Raw genomic sequence first — 23,369 nt, forward strand, 5'->3', positions numbered from 1 at the left:
ACCACCTATAAGTTATCTAGACAAAATCTATTGTCATGCCTTGTCCATCTTATCGCATATACTTTATTGTAGCTGAATTTCAATTCTTTGAGAAGGCGGATCTATTATGTCTAAACAAACCTTTCTACACGGAGCACTGATTCTAGTTGTTGCAGGACTTGTCACTCGTTTGCTCGGCTTTATCAATCGTATCGTTCTCGCCCGTGTAATGGGAGAAGAAGGCGTTGGGCTTTACATGATGGCTCTTCCTACATTATTTTTAGCCTATACGATCACACAATTTGGTCTCCCAGTGGCCATAGCTAAAAGGGTTTCTGAAGCGGAAGCTGTTGGAAACGAACGTCAGATTAAACGTATTTTAGCGGTGTCTCTTACAATAACTGGAACATTGAGCGTGGTATTCACAGTCGGTCTATTCATGCTCTCACCGCTTGTAGCTAACTACTTTTTAACCGATGAAAGAGCATTAGCTCCATTGCTCGCTATTACTCCAATTCTTCCGATTGTTGCGATTTCATCTGTATTAAGAGGCTACTTTCAGGGACGACAAAACATGAAACCACAAGCTATTTCACAAGTCATTGAACAAGTCGTCCGAATTTCAGCTGTTTTTATTTTAACAAAACTTTTCTACCCATATGGAATTGAGTTTGCGGCAGCCGGAGCAATGATTGCCGTCATATTAGGTGAATTTGTTTCATTGATTTATATGACGAGACAATTTAATATCCATAAAAGATTTAAATTAAGAAAAACGTGGAAAAAGCATGTCCAAGAAGGGAAAAACACACTAAATCAGCTCATGACGATTGCTTTACCTACTACAGGAAGCCGCTTCATCGGTTCCATCACACACTTCTTCGAACCTATCCTAGTCGCTCAAAGTCTTGCTTTTGCAGGGTTAACAGCCATTGAATCAACCAAACAATACGGAGAGCTTACGGGATATATTTTGCCATTACTCTTCCTGCCGACATTTTTAACTCATGCCCTTTCTGCTGCATTAGTTCCTTCCATTAGTGAAGCATCTGCTATGAGTAAAGGGAATACTATACAATATCGGATTTTACAATCGATTCGTCTCTCTCTTGCTTCCGGTGGGCTCGTCACTATTATTTTCATGATATTCCCATCGATTATTTTAATGACGATCTATGGTACAAGCAATGCAGCATTCCTGCTTCAGTTTATGGCACCGTTCTTTTTACTTCATTACATTCAAACACCATTGCAAGCAAGCTTGCAAGCTCTGGATCTGGCAAAGTCCGCCATGTGGAACACCCTGATTGGTGCATTGATAAAATTCGTAGTACTCGTGGGCTTAGCATCAAAACCTGAATTTGGTATTCACGGTGTAGCCATTGCCATGGTGGTGGGTGTAGTAGTTGTTACAATACTGCATTTATCAGTCTTAATTCGACATGCTGGCTTTAAACTCCCGCCTTTGTTGGTGCTTCGGTTCTCTACTGTGATCGTTGCGACAGGCTGGATTGGTTACCAGCTCAAGGCACAGTGGCTGGCCGCAAGTCAGCCTTTAACGCAGCTCGTGGCGATGGGAATCGTTTTAACCATTGTTTATATCATTCTTTTATTTGTCTGCAGAATGCTTTATGTAAGTGAATGGAAACTTATCCCCTGGGGGAAAATATTTAAACAAAAGTAACCCGCATAAGCGATTTGCGGGTTACTTTTTAAGTATATTCGTCTTTCTCATCAATCCATATCACACCTTCTTCATTAATCGAACATAACGAAATGTCTTCAAACGATGTGTATCCTCGTTTCTTCACTTCATTCATTAACCATGCTTTATTTTTTCTAGTTTGTTTTAAGCCACTATACTGGACTTTACCATCTGCAATCAGGATGACGGCATACCCCGAACTTCCATCTTTTTCTCTCTCAAAAACTGATAACTTACCAGAAGGTTCAAGAATGGCATACGCCACCCTGTCAATTTGTTGTATTCCTTGTTCACGGAGCTGCAGGAGTAAATCCGAGAAATTGTACCGCTGCTTCCTCATTTCCCTCTCATCAATTCTTCCATGCTTTATTAGCATAGATGGCTTACCATCAAACCACATTCTAAAACGCTGGCTTTTCAAGGAGAAAAAGGCGCTTCCCCACTGAATTAGTAAAAGAATCAGCATGGGAACTAATGCTTGCATTACAGAGGCTTCTGGCTTTTCAATTAGAGAGACTGCAATTTCTGCAAGCATGATAAAGACAACTAGATCCATAACACTTAATTCGCCAATTTCGCGCTTCCCCATCAAACGAAAGACAACCAGAATGATAACGTACGTAAATATGGTCCGAATAATCATCGCGCTCAGAAACATACCACCATCAACCCTTCAATATCACCTGCTCCTTATAACATGACCTAAAATAAGCATATTTATGATAAAAAAGGAACCAAATATCGTAACACCACATAAATCGTACAAATCACGAGCGAGAGCAGCATCACAGGAATGCCATAAAGCGCAAATTTCACGAAAGAAATTGGATGTTTATGACTCGCTGCGATCCCAGCCACTACCACATTCGCTGAAGCTCCTATGAGGGTAGCGTTACCTCCTAAGCAGGCCCCTAAAGCAAGAGACCACCACACTGGATCAACATTCATCATTCCGTACCCTTGAAGTTCTTGAACAACAGGGATCATGGCTGCCACAAAAGGGATATTATCGACGAGACCCGACAACAAGCCAGAAGCCCAAAGCATCATAAGAGACGTTATGGGCATATCACCACCGGAAACGACCATCATACCCCGGGCAATTTCATCTATGATTCCCACTTTTTCTAGCCCACCCACTAATACAAATAAGCCGATAAAGAAAAACAGGGTAACCCATTCAACTTCTTGGAAAACGCGTTCCGCTGCAAGCTGCTTGTCTGATAAAAATAATAAAAGAAGTGCACCACTTACAGCAATGGTCGTAATGTCCATATGAATAAAAGGATGAAGCATAAATCCTGTGATTGTCAGGATCATCACAAGGATTGAATGAAACAGCAATTTATCCACGACTACATGCTCTCGAGCATCCATATCAAGTAATTGATTAGCAAGGCGCTGGTTATAAGCAAGTTGTTTTTTAAAAAGAAACAGAACTAGTCCTAACACCACTACAAAAATAATAATGACGACAGGGCCAAGATGATAAAGGAAAGAGAGGAAACTAAAATGCTCCACCGCCTGTCCGATCATAATATTGGGCGGGTCGCCAATCAGCGTGGCCGTTCCTCCTATATTGGCAGAAAGAATCGTTGTCAACAGATAAGGAAATGCAGGCAGGTGTAAACGTTCGATTAAGGTTAACAGCACCGGCACAAACAACATTACTGTCGTCACATTATCTAAAAAGGCCGAACCAATGGCTGTAAACATTGCCGTAACAACAAGTAGTGGAACGGGCTTACCTTGAACTGCCTGGGCCAGTTTTATAGCGGCAAATGTGAAAATTCCGGTCTTTTTTGTAATCGATACAAGTACCATCATGGAGAACAGGAGAGCGACGGTTTCCCAGTCAATAAAGCCTAGCGCCTCTTCCCAATCCAATACTTGAGTAATAAGAAGCAGCACTCCTCCAGCTAAAGCTATAAGTGCCCTATTCCATTTCTCCGTCATAATTAAGCAATAACTAATCACAAAGATCAATAAAGCAAGTATTGTTGTCATACACATACTCCTTTTAAACGGTACTTTTCTTATACCTATTCAAAAGGTCGGTAAAATATCTACTTCTATCTATAGGGGATTTATGCATATAGTTTAGAAGACAAGCTAAAAAAAGGGGATGATGTTCTTGAAGAAACTCCTGCAAGGTGTTCTCGGCTACGGCATAGGTTCAATCCTGTTATTGATGGTAGTGGTTGCTGCTGTTCTCGCTATTCTCCTGCGTTTTACAACTATTGATATCGATACCCTCAATCAAATTTCGTTAGTAGCCGGCTTAACCATCCTGGCTTTTGGCGGGCTTATTGCCGCCTATAAAGCAGAACAAAAAGGATGGTTGTCTGGTATTTTAACAGGGCTGATTTTCGCATTAGCTATGATTGGATTTCAATTAATATTTGAGAATTCGTGGGTTTCTCTCACCCAGTTGAGCTATTTTGGAGGCCTTGTTATTGCTGCATTATTAGGAGGAATGATCGGGGTCAATATGCCAAGAAGAACTACCGAAAAAAAATAGCTGAACATCATCCAGCTAAAGTCAGTTTAGTAAAATGAGTACTAATTTATTTGAACGATTATAAAAAAATCCCGCTGATTGCGGGATTTTTCCATTAATCTTGATTAAGCTTTTCACGTACAGAGGAACGGTCAAACTTCATTTGTGTACCATCCTGGGAGCTAATAATTAATGTAGCTTCGTCCAATGCATGGATTGTCCCATGTAGACCTCCAATGGTAATGATTCTATCTCCTTTTTGAAGTTCCGTCTGCATTTGCTGCACTTTCTTTTGTTTCTTCTGTTGTGGACGGATTAACAGGAAATAAAATATAACAAACATCAAAATAATCGGCAATAACCCAACTAATGTATCCATTCATATTCCCCCTTTCTAAAAGTTCTTTGCATTTGGTTTGTTGAAACCATACTGTTCAAAGAATTCTTCTCTAAAGTCACCGAGTCGATCTTCTCTAATGGCCTCACGAACTTGCCTCATTAATTTTAACAAAAAATACAGGTTATGATAAGTAGTAAGCCTAAAGCCAAACGTTTCATTTGCTTTCACGAGATGACGGATATAGGCACGGCTATAATTCCTGCATGTATGGCAATCACATTGTTCATCAATTGGACGAAAATCGCGGGCAAATTTCGCGTTTCTTACAACAAGTCGTCCCTGGGAAGTCATACAGGTGCCATTCCTTGCAATTCTTGTAGGAAGTACACAGTCAAACATATCAATACCCCTGATAGAGCCATCAATAAGAGAATCTGGAGAGCCCACCCCCATAAGGTAACGCGGTTTATGATCAGGTAGGAGCGGTGTGGTGAAATCGAGCACCTGGTTCATAACATCCTTTGGTTCACCAACAGATAAACCACCTATAGCATAACCGGGAAAATCAAGGGAGGTAAGATCTTTTGCACTTTGTTGACGCAAGTCTTCATATTCCCCTCCTTGTACAATACCAAACAAGCCCTGGGTGTCAGGTTTTTGATGACCTTCTAAACAACGTTCTGCCCATCGGCTTGTACGCTCTACTGACTTTTTCATATAATCGTGCTCAGCAGGATAGGGCGGACATTCGTCAAAAGCCATCATAATATCGGCCCCAAGAGAGTTTTGAATGTGCATCGCTTTTTCAGGAGATAAGAATAATTTCTCACCGTTAATATGATTTCGGAAATGAACCCCTTCTTCTTCTATTTGGCGCAAGTCACTTAAACTAAAGACTTGAAAGCCGCCAGAATCTGTAAGGATGGAACCATTCCAATTCATAAAATGATGCAGCCCGCCTGCTTCCTCAACGATATCTTCTCCAGGTCGAAGCCATAGATGATACGTATTAGAGAGAATGATCGATGCCCCCATTCTCTCCAGTTCCTCAGGACTCATCGTTTTCACCGTAGCAAGTGTTCCTACTGGCATAAACATAGGCGTTTCAAACGAACCATGCGGTGTGTGGACACGACCGAGTCTTGCCCCTGTTTGTTTACATGTTTTAAGTAATTCATATCTGATTGCCATGATTTCGTTCCTTTCTTTCCTCGACTTATAAAATGAGCATGGCATCGCCAAAGCTAAAGAACCGATATTTTTCTTCCACCGCTTTATGATAGGCTTCTAAAATAAAGTCTCTTCCTGCTAAGGCACTGACGAGCATAATAAGTGTAGATTGCGGTAAGTGAAAGTTTGTGATCAGACCATCGACGGCTTTTAACTGATAAGGTGGATAAATAAAAATATTCGTCCAGCCGCTTGCCTCTTTAAAACTTTCATGGTCACGCATAATGGTTTCCAACGTGCGGGTTGAAGTCGTCCCCACCGAGATTATCCTTCCGCCTTTCTGCTTTACACGTTGAAGCTGTTCGGCGGTTTCATGACTGAGTTGATAAAATTCGGCGTGCATTTCATGTTCTTCAACATTTTCAACGCTGACAGGACGAAACGTCCCTAACCCTACGTGCAGCGTTAAGTAGGCAATCTCAACACCGCTCTGTTCAATTTCTTCAAGCAGCTCTTTTGTAAAATGCAACCCCGCTGTCGGGGCAGCTGCTGATCCTTCTTCCCTCGCGTACACGGTTTGATAACGCTCTTGGTCTGGAAGCTGTTCCTTGATATATGGAGGAAGGGGCATCTCCCCTAACGATTCAAGTACTTCCAGGAATATCCCTTCATAACTGAATCGTACTTTTCTCCCTCCATGTTCTTGCAGGCCAATACACTCTGCTACAAGTTTCCCTTCGCCAAAAACTATCTTCGTTCCCAGTTTAACCTTTTTGGCAGGCTTAACTAGAACCTCCCATTCATCTTCATGATCCTGGTGTAAGAGTAAAACCTCAACTTTACCGCCCGTATCCTCTTTCGAGCCATAAAGACGAGCCGGCAGCACCCGGGTATCATTCAACACAAGACAATCTCCAGGCTGCAAAAACTGTTTAATATCTGAAAAATGATGATGGCCAATTTCATGTTTGTCCCGGTTCAGAACCATTAACCTAGAAGCTGATCGATCTAATAGTGGTACTTGCGCTATGAGTTCTTCCGGTAAATCAAAATCATATTGCTTAACGTCCATGTCAATCCCCTATTCTAAACTTAACGAATTTTGCCGATAATATAAAAAATGAGTGATAACACTATACTGACTATAATTGAAGTCATAATTGGAAAATAGAAAGTAACATTGCCTTTTTTAAAACTAATATCACCTGGCAGTTTACCAATCAGACTCCAAATAATTCCGATAACTATAAATACAATCCCTATTACAATAAAGATTTTTCCAAACCCAGTCAAGCTTCTGGCACCTCTCTATTAAAATGGATGTATGCTTTCGGCGTCACCATTCTGCCTCTTGGTGTCCGCTGAATAAAGCCCATCTGTAATAAAAATGGTTCGTAGACATCTTCAATCGTTTGAGATTCTTCCCCAATCGTAGCCGCGATCGTATCTAATCCTACAGGTCCCCCTTTGAAGCTGTCCATAATAGCCGTTAATAATTTATGGTCAATATGGTCAAGTCCCTCTCCGTCGACTTGCAGCATTTTCAACGCAGTCTTAGTCGTTTCCTCATTGATCATATCTTCCCCTTTTACTTGAGCAATATCACGTACCCGCTTCAATAAGCGGTTTGCAATTCGCGGCGTCCCCCGGGATCTGCGCGCAACTTCGACAGCAGCATCTCTTGCGATCTCTACGTAAAAGATATCTGCTGTCCGTTCCACGATGTCACATAACGCACCTGGGTCATAAAAATCAAGGCGGCTATGCACGCCAAACCGGTCACGCAACGGAGCAGACAATAATCCTGCTCGCGTCGTAGCACCAACAAGGGTAAATGGCGGAAGGTCCAGCCGAACGGACCTGGCGCTAGGACCACTCCCGACAACGATATCTAGACAGAAGTCCTCCATAGCGGGATAAAGAATTTCTTCTACAGAACGGGGCAGCCGATGAATTTCATCAATAAATAAAATATCCCCTGCTTCTAATGAGGATAAAATGGCTGCTAAATCACCAGCACGTTCAATAGCTGGACCAGATGTGGAGCGAAATTGACCTTCCATTTCATTTGCAATAATTGAAGCAAGTGTTGTTTTACCAAGACCAGGAGGACCATACAGTAGAACGTGATCAAGCGGTTCATGACGCATTTTTGCAGCTTCGATAAAAATACGCAGGTTCTCCTTTGTTTTCTCTTGGCCAATATATTGATTGAGGCTTTCTGGACGGAGGCTTAGCTCAATTTGCCGTTCTTCTCCTTGTAATTCTCCTGATATCATGCGTTCTTCCATAGATTTACCTCCTTCCCTCTATGATTTCATGAGCATCTGAAGTCCTTTTCTAACCAGATCATCAACCTGTCCCTGTTTTGACTTGAGCAGTTCACTGTGAACCGTTTTAAGCTCGCGATCAGAATAACCCAGTGCCTTCAAAGCTTCAAGCGCTTCTTCTATATGTACTCGTTTATCCTTCACAGTAGGATCTTCCTGATAGAAAAGCGAGTCTTCATTTTCTTCTTCTGGAAGCCAGACAATCAGTTTACCTTTCAAATCTAAAATCATCTGTCGGGCTGTCTTCTTGCCTACCCCAGGAAAACGGGTTAAGTATTTCTCATCTTCTTGTTCGATAGCCGAGACAAATTCTGGTACACTTACGGATCCCAATATGGCGAGTGCACCCTTTGGACCGATTCCAGAAACATTCAGAAGCTTAGCAAATAAAAGCTTGTCTTCTTTCTTCTTAAAGCCAAACAGTAATTGCTGATCTTCTCTTATATAATGAAAAGTATGGATTTTAACTTCCCTGTGCTTTTCGCTTTGAAAATGAAGGGGATTAGCGCAAAGAATTTCATACCCAATCCCTTGAGTTTCAACCGTAATTGAATCGTCCTCTACTGTTGTCAGGAGGCCTTTTACATAAGCAATCATTCATCTATTTCCCTTCTGAACCTAAATTATTGTCACTCTGTTCATTGTAACACACAAGCACACGTTCGTATAAAAGAAAAACCGGAAAGCAAAGTGGGAAATGACAATAATTTTTAACGAAAAAAGGATGTTCAGAAAACCTCTTCTGAACATCCTTTCGTCTATAGCATGGCCATGAATAGTTCTATTCGGCAACACTGCCGGAAATTTAGTAGATCTATCAATTGCGTTACATATCCTCGGCCTCAGTATATTGACTGATGACTTGCTGAAAATGCTCAGAACTGGTTATTTTGATTCCATCCGTCAATATTAGTTTACTTTTTGCCTCAAGGGGCTTAAGTGGAATAGGATTAAATGACTCCATTACATTTCCTTCATTAGGTGTTCCTTGAAAGACTGCCAATTCTCCATCCTCTGTCACGCCAAAGTAGCCCTGTTGTTCTGTAATCGGAGAAATTTCATTAACCTGTTTAGAAAAAACCATATTCTCCAGTTCATGTTCTTCAATCGTCCAGTCGCTGTACTTGGCCCAGAAGTCTTCCATTGACCAAATGACCTCTTGTTCCTCAGTAATCTCTGTAACCCCGTCTATATAGTGCTTTTTAGTAATAACATGAAAGGTGACCGGCTCTTTGTGACTAGGTGTAGAAGATACCATTTCTGCTTTTCTCTCTACCGATCTTTGTTTAGGCACGTCCTCCCCTGATAACGTCTCATCGGTCCCAGAAAGCTGCCATATAGTAAACGAAAGAATAAGCATAACTCCATAAATCCATCGGAACATTTTGATCCTCCTCACAAATAAAATAGCTTCTGTTTCTAGTATGTACAGAAACAAAAGCTATTATTAGGAGGATTTCATTTTACGAGAGCTGTTCGAGTATTTCATCATCCGCATCTAAATTGTGATAGATGTCCTGCACGTCATCATGATCTTCAAGCATATCAATCAGCTTCAACATTTTTTCAACGCCTTCTTTATCCAGGGGCGTATAAGTGCTCGGGAACATCGTCACTTCTGAAGTTTGAAAGGTATATCCATCTTTTTCAAGGGATGCCTTAACTTCTGTAAAATCTTCAGGTGCTGTGAAAATTTCAAACTGGTCTTCACCAGTTTCCATTTCCTCTGCACCTGCTTCGATTACTTCCAGCATCAAGTCATCTTCATCTGCTTCTGTTGATTGTCTATCGATGACTAGATAACCTTTTCGGTCAAACATGAAGCTGACACAGCCATTTTCACCAAGATTTCCATCATTTTTGTTAAAGGCATGACGAACATCGGCAGCAGTTCTGTTTTTATTATCGGTGAGTACTTTAACCATTACGGCTACGCCGCCTGGTCCATAGCCTTCGTATGTGAACTCTTCATAATTTACGCCATCGAGATCGCCTGTAGCTTTTTTAATAGCCCGGTCTATATTATCGTTTGGCATATTGTTGGATTTCGCTTTTTCTACCGCTAAACGAAGGTTTGAATTCATTTCCTGATCTCCGCCGCCTTCTTTAGCAGCCATGAAGATTTCACGAGCGAGCTTCATAAACAGCTTACCACGCTTGGCATCCTGCGCCCCTTTACGACGTTTAATATTGTTCCATTTTGAATGTCCAGCCATAGGTATTTCTCCTCTCTTGGAGCAAGTTTTCCCTATAACAATATATCACATTTGAAAATAGATATTAAACAATCAGGATTAATCGTTCTGCTGAAAAAATTGTTTGATTTTTTCTCTTAGGTTTTCTGGCAGTTGTTGAGCCTTTGACCTTGCATTCAAATCTTTTACATCTTCCCACTGACTATTGTTTGAGTAAATCGTAACGGGAAGATCAGTCATGGGTTCTACCTTTTGACGTATCTTCTTAATCACCTTGCCATTCCTTCGATCATGTGGGTTAATCATAACAGCTACATACACTCGTTCACCGTTTGTAAAAGTTTGGGTTTGAGTAACTTCTTTAAATTCATTAACGGCCTGGGTAATTTCCATGGAATCTTCATTATTGAAATCGTTATCGTGGGACCTGTTTGTTTCGCTATATTTTGTATCCCGCATTTCCTCATCTGCCCGTCGCTTAAAGTAGTTTTCCTCACCTGTTGGAATTTTCCCTTCTTGCTTCGGGGCATCTTCTTTTCCATATTCAACCGGTTCGTAAAAGTAACTTTCCTTGCCTGTCTCAGCAGGTTCATCAGCTTGACAAGCAACGAGAAACATACCACTCAATAGAGAAACAGCAATTATTTTCCACATAAAAAACATTCTCCTTTTTCCATTACTATGGACTAAGAAGAATGTTTTACTCAGTTAATATTAGGTAATTGTTGGAGACGGTGCAGCCGGAAGCTGCCGTTTATGCTCCGAACGTTTATGCAGGCGGTCAATAATGTCCTGATCTTTCTTAGGGATTTGTTCGCCTTTTAAGTATTTATCAATCATTTCATAACTTGTTCCCATCTCATTCTCATCCGTTTGCCCTTCCCACAGTCCGGCACTTGGCTGTTTATGAATTACTTCATCAGGGACTCCTAGGTGTTTAGCCATTTCTTTTACTTCGCCTTTAGTGAAATGAACAAGCGGAACAAGATCCACACCGCCATCACCAAATTTGGTGAAGTAGCCTGTATGCCATTCGGCAGCATTATCCGTTCCCACAACAAGGTAACGGTAATTTGTTGCTATTGTGTAAAGGGTGCTCATTCTGAGACGCGCACGTAAATTTGCATCAGCCAGCTGTTGCTGGACTTCATGTAATGTACCCGAGTTCCTTATCTGCTGCTGGATAGAGGGAAACAGCACACCGTGTGTTTCTGTTAGATCAATGGTGAGCGAAGATATACCGCACGACTCAATAACTTTATGAGCATGCTCTTGATCACTGGACTGGCTATTACAAGGCATGATGACTCCTAGAGACTGCTCGGGACAAGCTTGTTTAATTAAGTGAGCAACAACTGCCGAATCAATTCCCCCGCTAATCCCTACAAGTAAGCCATCGACATTTGCTTCTTTTACCTTTTTGCGTAACCAGCTAACCAGCTGTTCTATATTTTCCTGCACGAGTTTGTTCATCCTTTCACACTAATAATGTTCAATAAGTTGACAAATGAGAACGTCGACAAAAAGCGTCACATCCTGTGACAAAGTCGACACTAGCACGTCCTGTGCGTCGCAAGAAGTTCGAGGCGTGAAAGTTTTGAGGACCACAGCGTATGCCATTAATACGTGAGGACCGGAAAAACCGAGCAACGAAGAAATTCGCCTTTTATCATTTGGTGACTTATTGAATATCCTCTAATAATGATTTATTTTAGCATATATTCAGTGTAGCGAACAAACTTCTTACGTCTCTGCCAAGCATGATCCAACTTGTTTAAGTGGGCAGATACAGAAGTCCCTTCTTCCAGACACTTCCGATATCCATAAAGCCATTCTCTCAATAAATCGGCAGGAACTAATACGCCTTGTAACCATAAACGAGGGTGTTCCACTTTCTTGAAAAGTTTAAAGAAGTCGGATTTACACGCTTCCATATGGGGAAGAAACCTCTGAGCTAATTGGATATCATCATAGATCTTTGGGCCATTGTATAAGAGGTCAAAATCAATAATCTTAACATTATAATGAGCATCTATTATAAAATTATGATGAGCGACATCACCATGGAGCCATAGATGTTTCCTCCATGACCTTTCCTCCAGTTCCCCCCAGGGATGATCGGTAAAACGAGCAAGTTGTTTTGTCATTGTAATCTGAATTTCATCATACAATGTTTTTTTGCGATGGGTCATAAACACGTCTTTCGTATCTTCAAATTGTTTTAAGCGATGGCCCCACTTGATATATAAAGGGTCTCTAGGAATAGACACCATGGAAATTCCTTGTGTGCTTCTATGAAATTGTCTCATTATAGAGTAGGTTTTAAGCCGATCTTCCTCCAATTTAAAATCTGCATGTCTTCCTTCAATCCATTTAAATATGCCCCACTCCCAGCCGAAGTTGTTTTTCGTATAGCTTCCATCTGGAAAAGGAACAGGTATAGCAGCCATCTCTTCAGCATCATACCAGCTGTTGAAAAACCGGATTTGTTGAGTTAGTACTCTCGATCGTCGATAGCCCTTAATAAGGACTGGTTTCCCATTATAATAAGCTTTATATATTTTAGGTTTAATCGTTGAATGATAGGAAATATTCATCGCAGCGACCGTATAAAGCCAATTAAAAAGGCGATCCGTAAAAGAATCGCCCTTTCTATCTCTACTCGTCATCTTCATCATCATCTCGCCATGACTGGTTTTCATTCCAATTTTCCATAGGACCACCAGAAAATGGAGCTCCCCCCATGTTATTCGCATTCATCGGCGGCTGATGCCATCCCCCTACTTGCTGATTTTCATGACAAGGTTGATGTGGCCATCCTCCCATTTGCGGATCAGCAAACATCGGCTGGTGTGACCAACCACCCACTTGCGGATTCATAAATGGATCCGAGTAACCACCATTCATGTGTGGCTGAGGATATCCATACATCATCGGATCGTGGTGTTCACCACAACCACACCCCGGATCCGGCATATGTTGTGCAGGCATGTTCATATGATGCTGCGGAGGGAATCCCATTTCATTTCCCTGCCAGGGCATCATTTGCTGTGGATGGTAAGGCTGCTGCATCATTGGATGGGGTGGACAGCAATAACAATCACTGTAAACCAACTGACCTTGAGGCATCATTTGACCCTCAGGCATCATAGGGTATGTCGGCATTTGCTGCATCGGCATATAATATTCTTCTTGGTTCGGTGAATTCATCCCATTTTCTTGTTCATTAGCCTTTGCTGCTGGTTTTTGCTGGGGTGCATTCGGCATAGGTGCTTTTGATTCAGGCTTCTTCTGAAAATCTTTTGATGCCGGTTTTTGATCAGGTGCGTTAGGTGCAGGCATCTGTGGTAAGTGGAATGTTGTATAGTAATTATGCATTGGCTTCTCCTGGATAGGCATATTCATCGGCATCATGGGCTTTTCCTTAATTGGCTGAGATTTAGGCTTAGACTTAGGCATTTTTTCATCTTCTTTTATAACAGGAATTGGTTTAGGAGATTGATCCTTATAAGGGTGTTTGGCAGCGTTTTCTTTCTTCGCTGGAGCTTCTTTTTTCTTCTGGGCCTCTTTTTTTGGTGCTTCTTTCTTTTGAGCTTCCTTTTTTGGAGCTTCTTTCTTCGGCGCTTCCTTCTTCACCGACTTTGTCCCTTGGGGAACCTTGATCTTCATTCCTGGCATAATCATATCAGGATTAGAAAGTTGAGAATTTAAAGCTTTAAGCTGTTCAAAATTAACTCCATACTTTTTTGATATGTTCCAAAGTGTATCACCTTTTTGTACAATGTGAATTCTCACAGTTGCAACTCCTTTCCTGTGATCTATAATCGAAAAGACAATAATAGCTTCATAACACTCTATGCAACTAAACAGGAAAGGTTGATGAAATTGCCTATATTTATTTTTGGAGATTCAAAACAAAAGCGCAGGCGTCCCCTTTTTCCTATACAAAAAAACCCACATTCCTCTTTAAAGAGAAAAATGCGGGTTATCTGTTATTGATTCGCCACTGAATCCATTTCTAATAAATAGCTCGGATAGGTTCCAAGCAGTTTAAACGTACATCCTAGCATCTCAAGTTCAGCTTTTACTCCAGGAAACAATACTTCATCATAGGGTTGGTCGACGTCTATTAAGAAGAAATAGTTGCCAAGCCCTGTTTTCATTGGTCTGGATTCAATTTTAGACAGGTTCATCTTTCTCCAGGAAAATGCTGAAAGCACTTGATGAAGGGCCCCTACATAATCCTTAGGCAACGTAATCATAACAGTAGTTTTCTGTTTTGTCGGTTGATGGGCTCTCGTCTCAAGCGGCAGGGGTGTATTCTGAACTACAGCAAATCGTGTATGATTATTATCGTAATCATGGATATTATGGGTTAAAATGTTCAAACCGTTTTGCTCTGCAGCTAAATGATTTCCAATAGCAGCCGAATGAACTCCCTGTTCTACTACCACTTCGGCGGCTTTAGCTGTGGAGGCCGTATAGGCTATTTCAGCTTCTGGATAATTTCTATAAAGAAATTGTTGACATTGAGCAATCGCCTGGTTATGTGAATAAATATGTGTCAGTTCTTCGCCATTATAATCCGGATGAACGAGGAAATGCTGGCGGATTGGTACAGTTAACTCCGTAACTACAGCTTGGTTCACTTCATGAATCAAATAATCAATCGTTAAATGCACCGAACCTTCGATAGAGTTCTCAATTGGTACAACCCCTAAGTCCACATCCCCGCGCTCAACCGCTTCCAGGCATGCTGGAATGCTTTCATAGCCAATAAATGGTCCTTCTTCAAAGAAGGCGTCAACAGCCATTTTAGTGAATGTCCCTTTTGGTCCAAGGTATCCTACTCGTTGCATAAAGCCTTCACTTCTCCTAACCTTAAGCTCCTGAACTCAAAATCTCCACTCGATCTACGAAGTCCAATTTATGAAGCTTTTGTAATAATTTCTCGATAGTATAAGTCATACCTGTAGTGTTTAAAGACAACGTTACATTCGCTTTCCCTTGCAATGGAATTGTTTGATGAATGGTCAAGATATTACATCCTGAGTCTGCCACCGTTAATAATAGGTTTGAAAGTGTCCCGGTACGATCTTCTAAATGAAAGAATAATGTAATCATCTGTTCCTTTACCATCGCTTGGAACGGGAAAACAGCATCCCTATATTTATAAAAAGCACTGCGGGAAAGACCGACATGTTGAACAGCTTCAAAAATGGATTCTGCTTTGCTGCGTTCCAGTAATTCTTTTGCTTCGATCGTTTTCCTCATAGCATCAGGGAGAATATCACTACGGACTAAATAAAATTGTTCATTGTAATCCGCCATTACACTACCCCCTTAATCAACAAATTCGAATTCATAATCAAGAAGTCTAACCGTATCTCCATCTTTAGCTCCTCGTTTTCTAAGTTCTTCATCCACACCCATGCCGCGCATCTGTCTGGCAAATCGATTGATTGACTGATCTCGAGAAAAATCAGTACGCCTGAACACAGACTCAATTTTCTCACCATAAAGCACGTAGGCTCCATCATCGGCACGTGTAACTTTAAAGGGCGCTTCCTCTTTTTCAAATTTATAAACAACTCGTTCGTCTACTTCTTCAATGGGCTGTTCTTCATACTTTGGAATCTCCTCAAGACGATCAGCTACCGCATACAAGAGCTCATCCAATCCATCTCTTGTCACTGTCGAAATCGGGAAAATAGATACATCGCCGACTTTTTCCTTGAAGGATGCTAAATTTTCTTTCGCTTCAGGAATATCCATTTTATTAGCAATAATAATTTGAGGACGCTTGTCTAACCGTTGATCATAGGAGGACAATTCATGATTAATCGTCACGTAATCCTCATAGGGATCGCGTCCTTCAAGTGATGCCATATCGATAACGTGTAAGATTAAACGTGTCCTCTCAATATGTCTTAAAAACTGATGTCCCAATCCAATCCCTTCATGTGCACCTTCGATCAACCCTGGTAAATCCGCTAACACGAAACTACGGTGATCTTGACTTTCAACTACCCCTAAGTTTGGAGCAAGAGTAGTGAAATGGTAATCAGCAATCTTTGGCTTGGCTGCTGTGACGACCGAAAGAAACGTTGACTTACCAACGCTCGGAAAACCTACAAGCCCAACATCAGCAAGCAGCTTCAGTTCAACTTGTACGTCCAACGCCTCTCCAGGTTCCCCGTTTTCTGCTATTTCAGGCGCAGGGTTCCGCGGTGTTGCAAATCGGGCATTTCCACGCCCTCCTCGCCCGCCTTTAGCTATAACAGCTGTCTGTTTATGCTCCGTTAAATCTGCGATGACTCTTTCAGTCTCAACATCCTTTACTGTAGTGCCAGGTGGAACACTGACCACCAGAGGTTGAGCATTTTTTCCATGCTGCTTCTGGTTCATTCCATTTTCGCCGCGTTTGGCTTTAAAATGATGTTGATAACGAAAGTCCATGAGCGTGTTTAAACCTTCATCCACTTCAAAAACGACGTCGCCTCCGTTCCCCCCATCACCGCCGGCAGGACCGCCCATCGGAACATATTTTTCACGACGATAGGCAACTAATCCATTTCCGCCATCGCCGCCTTTAACAAATACCTTGACCTGATCTACAAACATCGTGATCACCTCTTATTCTATCGTCATTTCAATGGAAAGTTCATCCTCTTCGCAATAAGCGATAAAGCCTTCCTCTTCCAGTACTCTATTTAATCGTCCGGGATCTGAAAAGGTTCCCTTCCATTCCCAGCTTATACCTAATTGGCCACTGTTTATCCCCTGATAAATTTGTACACTACCTTCATAAAGTTCATCTTTTATACTAAATTCATCCAACAAAGTAAGTAAACGTTTCGCATAAGCTGTCACTTTTTGGTCATGACGGGGTAAATCAACATTCTCATGGATCGAATACACCAAACGGTATTGCTCTTGATTCCAATTAAATGTAAGCAGCCAAACAGAGAATTCATAAGCCCCACTATTTAACAGTCTGCGTTCTTGTTCCGACTCCTGGGATATCCTATTGAGCTGCAACTGGAGCTTATCAATCTTTCCCATAGAAGCATATCCTTGAATTAATTGGATTTGATTCATCCAGTCATGACGCTTATGCCTTAGTATGGCAATTATCTCTTCCTTACTCAAATAAAACAGCCCCTCTACCCTGCATATTATTAAAAAGTATAGCAAAGTTCGAAGAGAAACTGAATGATTTTTAACAATGAAAAACCACTCTTTATGGCGGAACTGCCATATTTTTCACAAATTACAAGAAAAAACCGCGCTTATGCAATAGGCATAGGCGCGGCTTACATGACGTATGAAACCATACTATATCGAATTAAGCTTCCTGTGCTACAGGATAAACGCTGACTTTCTTGCGGTTACGTCCGTAACGTTCGAACTTAACAACACCGTCCACTTTTGCGAAAAGTGTGTCATCTCCTCCGCGTCCAACGTTTTCACCAGGATATACCTTTGTTCCACGTTGACGGTAAAGAATGGATCCACCCGTTACAGATTGTCCGTCCGCACGTTTCGCTCCAAGACGTTTAGACTCAGAGTCACGGCCGTTTTTTGTACTACTTACACCTTTTTTAGAGGCAAAAAACTGCAAATCTAGACGTAGCATGGCTTTGCACCTCCTTACATTTGTGTGATTTTTATATATTGGCTGTATTCATATTCTATCGTTTCAAGTGAAACCTGCATGCCTTCCAGTAAGGTCTGGGCCTTGGAATGAACAACTCCATCCAAATTTCCCGGCAAAGTTATTTTTAAATAACCGCCTTCCCCGCCCTGTGTAACATCAGGTTCAATTTCACAAAGACTTTCAATGGCATTCACTGCACCAAAAGATACAGCGGAAACTGCAGCACACACTAAGTCATGACCATAAGGTCCGCTCTCCGCATGTCCGGTAATTTCAAAACCTGTGATGTCTCCATGAGTGCGAAACATAGATACATTAATCATCGTCAGTGTCCCTTACGCCTTGATGCTCTCAACAACAAGTTTCGTGTACGGTTGACGGTGACCTTGTTTGCGCTTGTAGTTCTTTTTCGGCTTGTATTTAAAGACAGTCAATTTCTTCTGACGACCTTGTTTTTCAACTTTAGCCGTTACAGAAGCACCATCTACGAAAGGAGCTCCGACTTTTGTGTCGTCACCGCCTACGAAAAGAACTTTATCAAAAGTAACAGTTTCACCAGCTTCTCCGTTTACTTTCTCAACGTAGATTTCCTGGCCTTCCTGAACTTTGATTTGCTTACCACCAGTTTCAATAATTGCGTACATACTTGCACCTCCTTAATTTCACTCAGACTCGCCATTCAGGTACCGTTATACGGTTTCAAAACCTATTCTGTGCGGTTGTAGCATGAAGTGCTACTTAAATAACATATTGATGTTACCACAGATCAAAACAAGTTGTCAACATGATACCCGCGCCGTTTGATGGCTTCACGTATCATAGTTAATGACCCTTCAAGCTCTATTTGCCATCCCGGTACCTCAGAGGCCGTTCTAACAAATAGCTCCTGTGGAATTTTACTAGAAATATCGTTAGAAAGCAATTGTTTTTTCCGTTCGTAAAGACTAGGGGAAATGGCTATAAGCACAGCTTCGCTCTGTATATTCTCGAATAGCTCACGTTCTAAACGAAAAAGGAGTGTATCCTCTGAAAAAGCAGGGCTCTGCGAAACCCTTAATTCACCAATTATGTTCGTCCACGTGCGTTTTCTGGTCATTTCCATTAACCCAAGTTTTGTCATCGCTAAAACCGTCACAACTACAGGGTCTTTTTTGACAACCGTTTTCATGTAACGAAGCAGTTCTTTCTCATGCTTTTTTTCCTGCATAGAGATAAAGTCAATTAAAATCATTCCTGAAATATTCCGTAGTTGAATTTGCTTAGCCACTTCTTTCGCTGCTTCCTTATTCATTTCCAGCTTTTGAAAAGAAGAAAGTGATTTCTGTTTATATTTGTAGCTGTTTACATCTATAACGGTCATGGCTTCTGTATGTTCAATAATCAATTCCATGCCTTGTTCAGTCCGAACAACAGGCTGAATAAGTTGAGACTGTACTTCATTAATTGATTTTCCAGTATAACTAGAAACGGTTTTAACCCACTTCACTTTTTCTGCAAGCAATGGATAACGATTTTTAATGGACTGACTTAATTGACTATTATCCACAACAATTTCTTTCACCTTGGATAGCGGGTGCTTGCGAATCAGTTGATCAGGTAATATTGGATCGTCAACCATTTTTCTTATTTTAGCAGTAGACTCCCGAAGCATAAGTGACTCCCACTGACTTCTCAACTGATTGATTTCATTCAAAATGATCGTGGCTGATACATTCGCAGCGGCCGTACGTACGATCACTCCTTCTTCTGATCGAAGCTGTTCATTGACCAGTGACTTTAACTTTCCTGCCTGAACTGAATCCATTTTCTTTGAAACTGATACCCTTTTTCCAAAAGGCTGATAAATGACTAACAGTCCGGGTACAGTGATATCGGCACTAAGCTGAGCCCCCTTCACTCCAAGGGGCTCTTTAATCACTTGTACGATTAGTGATTGTCCCTCAGTTAATGTACTTTCGATCGGGGCATGTGCCCATGGAATAGACTCCCTTCTTAAGAACCCCTTCCGTTCTTCCCCGATATCAATAAATGCTGCTTGCAGGTCTTTGTTGACTTGACCGACTTTTCCTAAATAAATCGAACCCGAAAGCGTCTTAACCTTCGGGCGAGTTGATATATATTCAATGATCTCGTCATTTTCGATCACAATACCTACTTGCTCGCTTGTCTGTGTTTGTAAGGCAATAGTCCTCATTTGACCCCTCTTTTAGTGTAGAATTTTCGGCAGATCTCCCATCCGGAGGCTTGTCTTCTTCTGATCCATAAACATTCGAAGACATTCTTGTTCATCTACTATATATAAACCTGGTTTTCGTTTCAATATATAAAGATGCCTGCGATTCGCATGCACATTCTTTAAAACCCTGCGGATAGGAGTATTTGGGTCAATGGACAAATACTTAATCTTTAATTTCTCTGGGTCTCTTTGAACACCGTACATTAGAAATCTCATGAATGTAAATGTTCGCCTCTTCCATTCCAAGCTGTTTTCTACGAGTAAAAAACCAGCTAATAGCATTCCGGCAAGAGTCATCCTTTCTTCTATCAGCAGGATGCCAATGGCGGATAAGATACAGGAAAAAGAGATCCATAAGGTTACCTTTATGCTTCTCTGGAAGGAGATCAATTGTGTTAGTACATAAAACAATAACTTGCCCCCATCAAGGGGCCAAATAGGTAATAAATTTAATAATAAGATGATCTGATTATAATGGACAGCGGTTTCTAGAAGTGGGTGAGGGCCTATTAAAAATTGGAGTAAAAAAAGCAGAACGGCTATCCATACGTGTTGAAATGGACCTGCCAAAATAACATGAACCTGCTCCTTAAATGGTTTGGCTGAATGTTCTTCGCTTACCACGGCACCGCCAAACAGCCAGAACTCAATATGGGAAACGCGCCAGCCATAGTAACGCGCTGCGGTAAAATGCCCCCATTCATGAAGGGCAACGATCGAAAATAAGACGATGAACTCATAAAACGCACCAGTAAGAAAGGCAGAAAAGGCCAGAAGGAAGAATAAAGGATGAATGCGCACTCTATTTATGATTAGTCAGACCCTTCATCCACTTTCATGGCTTGAATCGGATCTAGATATTGCTCGTCCTTTTTAACCGCAAAGAAAAACTCTTTGGTTTCCCCTTCTGCCGGGTTTAACTGCGCAATTGCCTCTTGTGCTTCTATATGCTCGTATAAGTGAACATTGATGGAAGATAAAAACCCATAAATCGTGTTTGTTCCATCTTTATGCTGGACAATAATGGTTTTATTTGTTTGGTCATCATTCCCAGCAAATATGACAGTTCCTGACTTAACTGCCTTTACAGCTGACCCGCCATCTGTTGTCATGACAATTCCTCGACCATGATTTTGAAAGGGTTTTGTAACTGTTCCATTCACTGGTAAAGCTAACTCCTTGCTCTGGTTTCCATCTTTAGACTGAACAAGTTGCAATGGGTCGCCGAACCGTTCGTTATACCAAGCAGTTACACTCGCAAATGGGAACTCCTCTTCAAGCTGGTTTACCACCCATGTTTCAGGTGCTGCAGTAATGGCCAAATTCGTTTTTTGACTAACGAACAACCCTGTAAATAACAAAACTGAACACATAACTTGTACACCTAAATAAGAAGAGCGTTTTTTACTAGGAGTCTTTCCTCTAAACCCTCCCGTTACGATGGGAGGGAATCCATGCATCTCTTCATCTTGTGGAGGTGCAATTCTTCTGCTGGTTGGGTCATGCCCCGCTGACTTCACTTTATGTTTTTTGCGTTGAGCTATACTTTTACGTACATAGTCAATGTTTCGATTCACTCTAACCCCTTCTCTCTTCCATCTTTTCTATCATTCTATGGGGAGGAAATCGTGAATATGAGTCGTTTGATTTCAACAAACGTATAATTTCTTTCAGGAAGGTCATGGGGTACTATAAATTCTCTTAAAAAAACGGCTTTCCAACACAATTGCTGGAAAGCCGTTAATGTAACTGATGCTATACCCGTAAACCGAAGAAGCGTTTGACTTTGGCCATAAGAGTTAAATCTTCCTCTAGGCTTAGCAGCGGGACAGATTCCCCTAAGATTCGTCTCGCAATATTTCGATAAGCAAGCGACGATTTTGTATTAGGCTGGAGCGCGACAGGTTCCCCTTTATTGGACCCTGTTATGACCGCATCATCATCGATCACAATGCCTAATAAGTCAATAGAAAGAATGTTGACAATTTCATCTACATCCAGCATATCGCCATTCTTCATTAAATGATTCCGAATTCGATTAATTACGAGCTTTGGAGGTTCAATATCCTCCTGCTCCAATAACCCAATGATACGATCGGCATCGCGCACACTAGACTTCTCAGGCGTTGAAATGACGATGGCACGATCTGCACCAGATACCGCGTTTTTGTACCCCTGTTCGATTCCAGCAGGACAATCGATAATCACATAGTCATAATCTTGTTTTAATTCATCAACAATGGCTTTGATACCTTCTGGCGTAACTGCAGATTTGTCAGATGTCTGAGCGGCCGGCAATAGATGAAGACAGTCAAAACGTTTATCGGTAATTAGGGCTTGTTTCGTTTTACAGCGTTCCTCCACTACATCTACAATATCGTAAATGATGCGATTCTCAAGCCCCATCACTACATCTAAGTTTCTAAGCCCAATGTCGGTGTCCACAAGGCATACTTTCTTATTCTGAAGAGCCAGAGCGGTTCCCAAATTAGCCGTAGTTGTTGTTTTACCAACTCCACCCTTTCCAGAAGTAATTACAATAGCCTCACCCATTAAGCATTCTCCTTTCAAAACTAGCCAAGTCCGGTCTTCTTCTCGTAACTTCCTGGAGGGAGTCGATTCGAATGCAGTCTTTCACTTCATCAATAAAGCCGCACTCCATGTAAACTCCCTCTGACTCATAATCAGGGGCGCGAGATAATTGATCCGCGATCCGAAGCTGATTAGGCTTCATGTAGGACGCTGCAATAATCGCCTCTTCATCACCTTCAGTCCCAGCATGAGCCACCCCTCTTAAACGCCCCATAATAAAGATATTACCTGTAGCCATCACTTGTCCTCCAGGATTTACATCCCCGATTAATAACATGTCGCCACGGACTTCAACGACTTGACCTGAGCGAATCGTTTTCAAAATAGGAGTGACTTCGGTATTTTCTTTCCATGCCAGCGCTTCTTTTTTTGTCATAACTTCCGATTCGATAGCTTCTACAACCAGCCTCTGTTTCTCACGAACAATTTCTTTTAAAGTTTCCTGTTGCTGCGTACTTAAATACCGTTTACCCAGCCGGATCGTAACACGGATCATGGGTTCATCATGATCCACTCCGTTAACGGAAAGCTTCTGTTCTAGTTCATGTATAATTGACTCAAATGAACATTGATCATTTAAGTTAAGAATTAATCCATCTCTTGTCCCTTTTATCGTTACTATTTGACCGTTCACTGCCACAAGCCCTCACCTCAAAGTCTTA

The 23,369-nt window shown here is 41.5% G+C and carries 28 protein-coding genes and 1 other annotated feature; of the genes, 2 read left to right on the forward strand and 26 right to left on the reverse strand.

Annotation, left to right across the window (positions count from 1 at the left end; translation table 11 throughout):
* The first annotated feature begins 106 nt into the window (after window positions 1–106).
* A complete protein-coding gene (gene spoVB, locus G6R08_RS02050) occupies window positions 107–1,663 on the forward strand; it encodes a stage V sporulation protein B (RefSeq protein ID WP_163526456.1) in 1,557 nt (518 codons plus the stop codon).
* 28 nt (window positions 1,664–1,691) lie between these two features.
* On the opposite strand, the gene G6R08_RS02055 is transcribed toward spoVB, so the two are convergent.
* Both G6R08_RS02055 and G6R08_RS02060 read right to left on the reverse strand, forming a co-directional pair.
* Window positions 1,692–2,342, reverse strand: a complete 651-nt coding sequence (locus G6R08_RS02055; RefSeq protein ID WP_163526457.1) for a DUF421 domain-containing protein — start codon at window positions 2,340–2,342, stop codon at window positions 1,692–1,694.
* A gap of 59 nt (window positions 2,343–2,401) precedes the next feature.
* Window positions 2,402–3,691: an ArsB/NhaD family transporter gene (locus G6R08_RS02060; protein WP_163526458.1), complete on the reverse strand. Its 1,290-nt coding sequence runs from the start codon at window positions 3,689–3,691 to the stop codon at window positions 2,402–2,404.
* 127 nt (window positions 3,692–3,818) lie between these two features.
* Here G6R08_RS02060 and G6R08_RS02065 point away from each other — a divergent pair, with 127 nt between their 5' ends.
* Window positions 3,819–4,205, forward strand: coding sequence for a TIGR04086 family membrane protein (locus G6R08_RS02065; protein WP_079530387.1), 387 nt, complete (start codon window positions 3,819–3,821; stop codon window positions 4,203–4,205).
* 94 nt (window positions 4,206–4,299) lie between these two features.
* Here G6R08_RS02065 and yajC read toward each other — a convergent pair whose 3' ends face one another.
* The 24 genes from yajC to minC form a co-directional block, all read right to left on the reverse strand.
* Window positions 4,300–4,563, reverse strand: coding sequence for a preprotein translocase subunit YajC (gene yajC / locus G6R08_RS02070; protein WP_079530388.1), 264 nt, complete (start codon window positions 4,561–4,563; stop codon window positions 4,300–4,302).
* A 15-nt stretch (window positions 4,564–4,578) separates the two neighbouring features.
* Window positions 4,579–5,715 (reverse strand): tRNA guanosine(34) transglycosylase Tgt, encoded by a 1,137-nt coding sequence (tgt, locus tag G6R08_RS02075; RefSeq protein ID WP_163526459.1) that lies wholly within the window; start codon window positions 5,713–5,715, stop codon window positions 4,579–4,581.
* A gap of 25 nt (window positions 5,716–5,740) precedes the next feature.
* The gene (queA, locus tag G6R08_RS02080; RefSeq protein WP_163526460.1) at window positions 5,741–6,766 is read right to left on the reverse strand and encodes a tRNA preQ1(34) S-adenosylmethionine ribosyltransferase-isomerase QueA; all 1,026 of its coding nucleotides are present in this window, start codon (window positions 6,764–6,766) and stop codon (window positions 5,741–5,743) included.
* 20 nt (window positions 6,767–6,786) lie between these two features.
* Entirely contained in the window at window positions 6,787–6,987 is a 201-nt protein-coding gene (locus G6R08_RS02085) for a DUF2905 domain-containing protein (protein WP_163526461.1), read from the reverse strand.
* Entirely contained in the window at window positions 6,984–7,985 is a 1,002-nt protein-coding gene (gene ruvB, locus G6R08_RS02090) for a Holliday junction branch migration DNA helicase RuvB (RefSeq protein ID WP_163526462.1), read from the reverse strand. The genes G6R08_RS02085 and ruvB overlap by 4 nt, the downstream gene beginning before the upstream one ends.
* 18 nt (window positions 7,986–8,003) lie before the next feature.
* A complete protein-coding gene (ruvA, locus tag G6R08_RS02095; protein ID WP_163526463.1) occupies window positions 8,004–8,621 on the reverse strand; it encodes a Holliday junction branch migration protein RuvA in 618 nt (205 codons plus the stop codon).
* Between the two features lie 229 nt (window positions 8,622–8,850).
* Window positions 8,851–9,408, reverse strand: coding sequence for a BofC C-terminal domain-containing protein (locus tag G6R08_RS02100; protein ID WP_163526464.1), 558 nt, complete (start codon window positions 9,406–9,408; stop codon window positions 8,851–8,853).
* 79 nt (window positions 9,409–9,487) lie between these two features.
* Window positions 9,488–10,240 (reverse strand): YebC/PmpR family DNA-binding transcriptional regulator, encoded by a 753-nt coding sequence (locus G6R08_RS02105; protein ID WP_163526465.1) that lies wholly within the window; start codon window positions 10,238–10,240, stop codon window positions 9,488–9,490.
* Between the two features lie 78 nt (window positions 10,241–10,318).
* Complete coding sequence (locus tag G6R08_RS02110) at window positions 10,319–10,873, reverse strand: YhcN/YlaJ family sporulation lipoprotein (RefSeq protein ID WP_163526466.1); 555 nt, start codon at window positions 10,871–10,873, stop codon at window positions 10,319–10,321.
* Window positions 10,874–10,933: 60 nt separating this feature from the next.
* Window positions 10,934–11,680 carry an NAD(+) synthase gene (gene nadE, locus G6R08_RS02115; protein ID WP_163526467.1) on the reverse strand — a complete coding sequence of 249 codons (747 nt, stop codon included), beginning with the start codon at window positions 11,678–11,680 and terminating at the stop codon, window positions 10,934–10,936.
* 245 nt (window positions 11,681–11,925) lie between these two features.
* Window positions 11,926–12,921, reverse strand: coding sequence for a phosphotransferase (locus tag G6R08_RS02120; protein WP_240339631.1), 996 nt, complete (start codon window positions 12,919–12,921; stop codon window positions 11,926–11,928).
* Window positions 12,878–14,014, reverse strand: coding sequence for a SafA/ExsA family spore coat assembly protein (gene safA, locus G6R08_RS02125; protein ID WP_163526468.1), 1,137 nt, complete (start codon window positions 14,012–14,014; stop codon window positions 12,878–12,880). Before safA ends, G6R08_RS02120 begins: the two co-directional genes overlap by 44 nt.
* A gap of 197 nt (window positions 14,015–14,211) precedes the next feature.
* A complete protein-coding gene (gene pheA, locus G6R08_RS02130) occupies window positions 14,212–15,078 on the reverse strand; it encodes a prephenate dehydratase (protein WP_163526469.1) in 867 nt (288 codons plus the stop codon).
* 22 nt (window positions 15,079–15,100) lie between these two features.
* A complete protein-coding gene (locus G6R08_RS02135; RefSeq protein WP_079530399.1) occupies window positions 15,101–15,550 on the reverse strand; it encodes an ACT domain-containing protein in 450 nt (149 codons plus the stop codon).
* A gap of 12 nt (window positions 15,551–15,562) precedes the next feature.
* Window positions 15,563–16,843: a GTPase ObgE gene (gene obgE, locus G6R08_RS02140; RefSeq protein ID WP_163526470.1), complete on the reverse strand. Its 1,281-nt coding sequence runs from the start codon at window positions 16,841–16,843 to the stop codon at window positions 15,563–15,565.
* 12 nt (window positions 16,844–16,855) lie between these two features.
* A complete protein-coding gene (locus G6R08_RS02145; RefSeq protein ID WP_163526471.1) occupies window positions 16,856–17,371 on the reverse strand; it encodes a Spo0B domain-containing protein in 516 nt (171 codons plus the stop codon).
* A 196-nt stretch (window positions 17,372–17,567) separates the two neighbouring features.
* On the reverse strand, window positions 17,568–17,858 hold the full coding sequence (gene rpmA / locus G6R08_RS02150; protein ID WP_079530402.1) for a 50S ribosomal protein L27: 291 nt from the start codon (window positions 17,856–17,858) through the stop codon (window positions 17,568–17,570).
* A gap of 14 nt (window positions 17,859–17,872) precedes the next feature.
* Window positions 17,873–18,202, reverse strand: coding sequence for a ribosomal-processing cysteine protease Prp (locus G6R08_RS02155; RefSeq protein ID WP_163526472.1), 330 nt, complete (start codon window positions 18,200–18,202; stop codon window positions 17,873–17,875).
* A gap of 12 nt (window positions 18,203–18,214) precedes the next feature.
* Window positions 18,215–18,523 carry a 50S ribosomal protein L21 gene (gene rplU, locus G6R08_RS02160; protein WP_079530404.1) on the reverse strand — a complete coding sequence of 103 codons (309 nt, stop codon included), beginning with the start codon at window positions 18,521–18,523 and terminating at the stop codon, window positions 18,215–18,217.
* A gap of 14 nt (window positions 18,524–18,537) precedes the next feature.
* Window positions 18,538–18,610, reverse strand: a sequence feature (ribosomal protein L21 leader region).
* Between the two features lie 35 nt (window positions 18,611–18,645).
* A complete protein-coding gene (locus tag G6R08_RS02165) occupies window positions 18,646–20,073 on the reverse strand; it encodes a ribonuclease E/G (protein ID WP_163526473.1) in 1,428 nt (475 codons plus the stop codon).
* 12 nt (window positions 20,074–20,085) lie between these two features.
* Window positions 20,086–20,916, reverse strand: a complete 831-nt coding sequence (locus tag G6R08_RS02170; protein WP_163526474.1) for a site-2 protease family protein — start codon at window positions 20,914–20,916, stop codon at window positions 20,086–20,088.
* Between the two features lie 11 nt (window positions 20,917–20,927).
* Window positions 20,928–21,692, reverse strand: coding sequence for a M23 family metallopeptidase (locus G6R08_RS02175; protein WP_163526475.1), 765 nt, complete (start codon window positions 21,690–21,692; stop codon window positions 20,928–20,930).
* A 178-nt stretch (window positions 21,693–21,870) separates the two neighbouring features.
* Entirely contained in the window at window positions 21,871–22,668 is a 798-nt protein-coding gene (gene minD, locus G6R08_RS02180) for a septum site-determining protein MinD (RefSeq protein WP_163526476.1), read from the reverse strand.
* On the reverse strand, window positions 22,661–23,347 hold the full coding sequence (minC, locus tag G6R08_RS02185) for a septum site-determining protein MinC (RefSeq protein WP_163526477.1): 687 nt from the start codon (window positions 23,345–23,347) through the stop codon (window positions 22,661–22,663). The genes minD and minC overlap by 8 nt, the downstream gene beginning before the upstream one ends.
* Window positions 23,348–23,369: the final 22 nt, after the last annotated feature.

This window comes from Halobacillus ihumii, assembly GCF_902726645.1.
GTDB lineage: Bacteria > Bacillota > Bacilli > Bacillales > Halobacillaceae > Halobacillus_A > Halobacillus_A ihumii.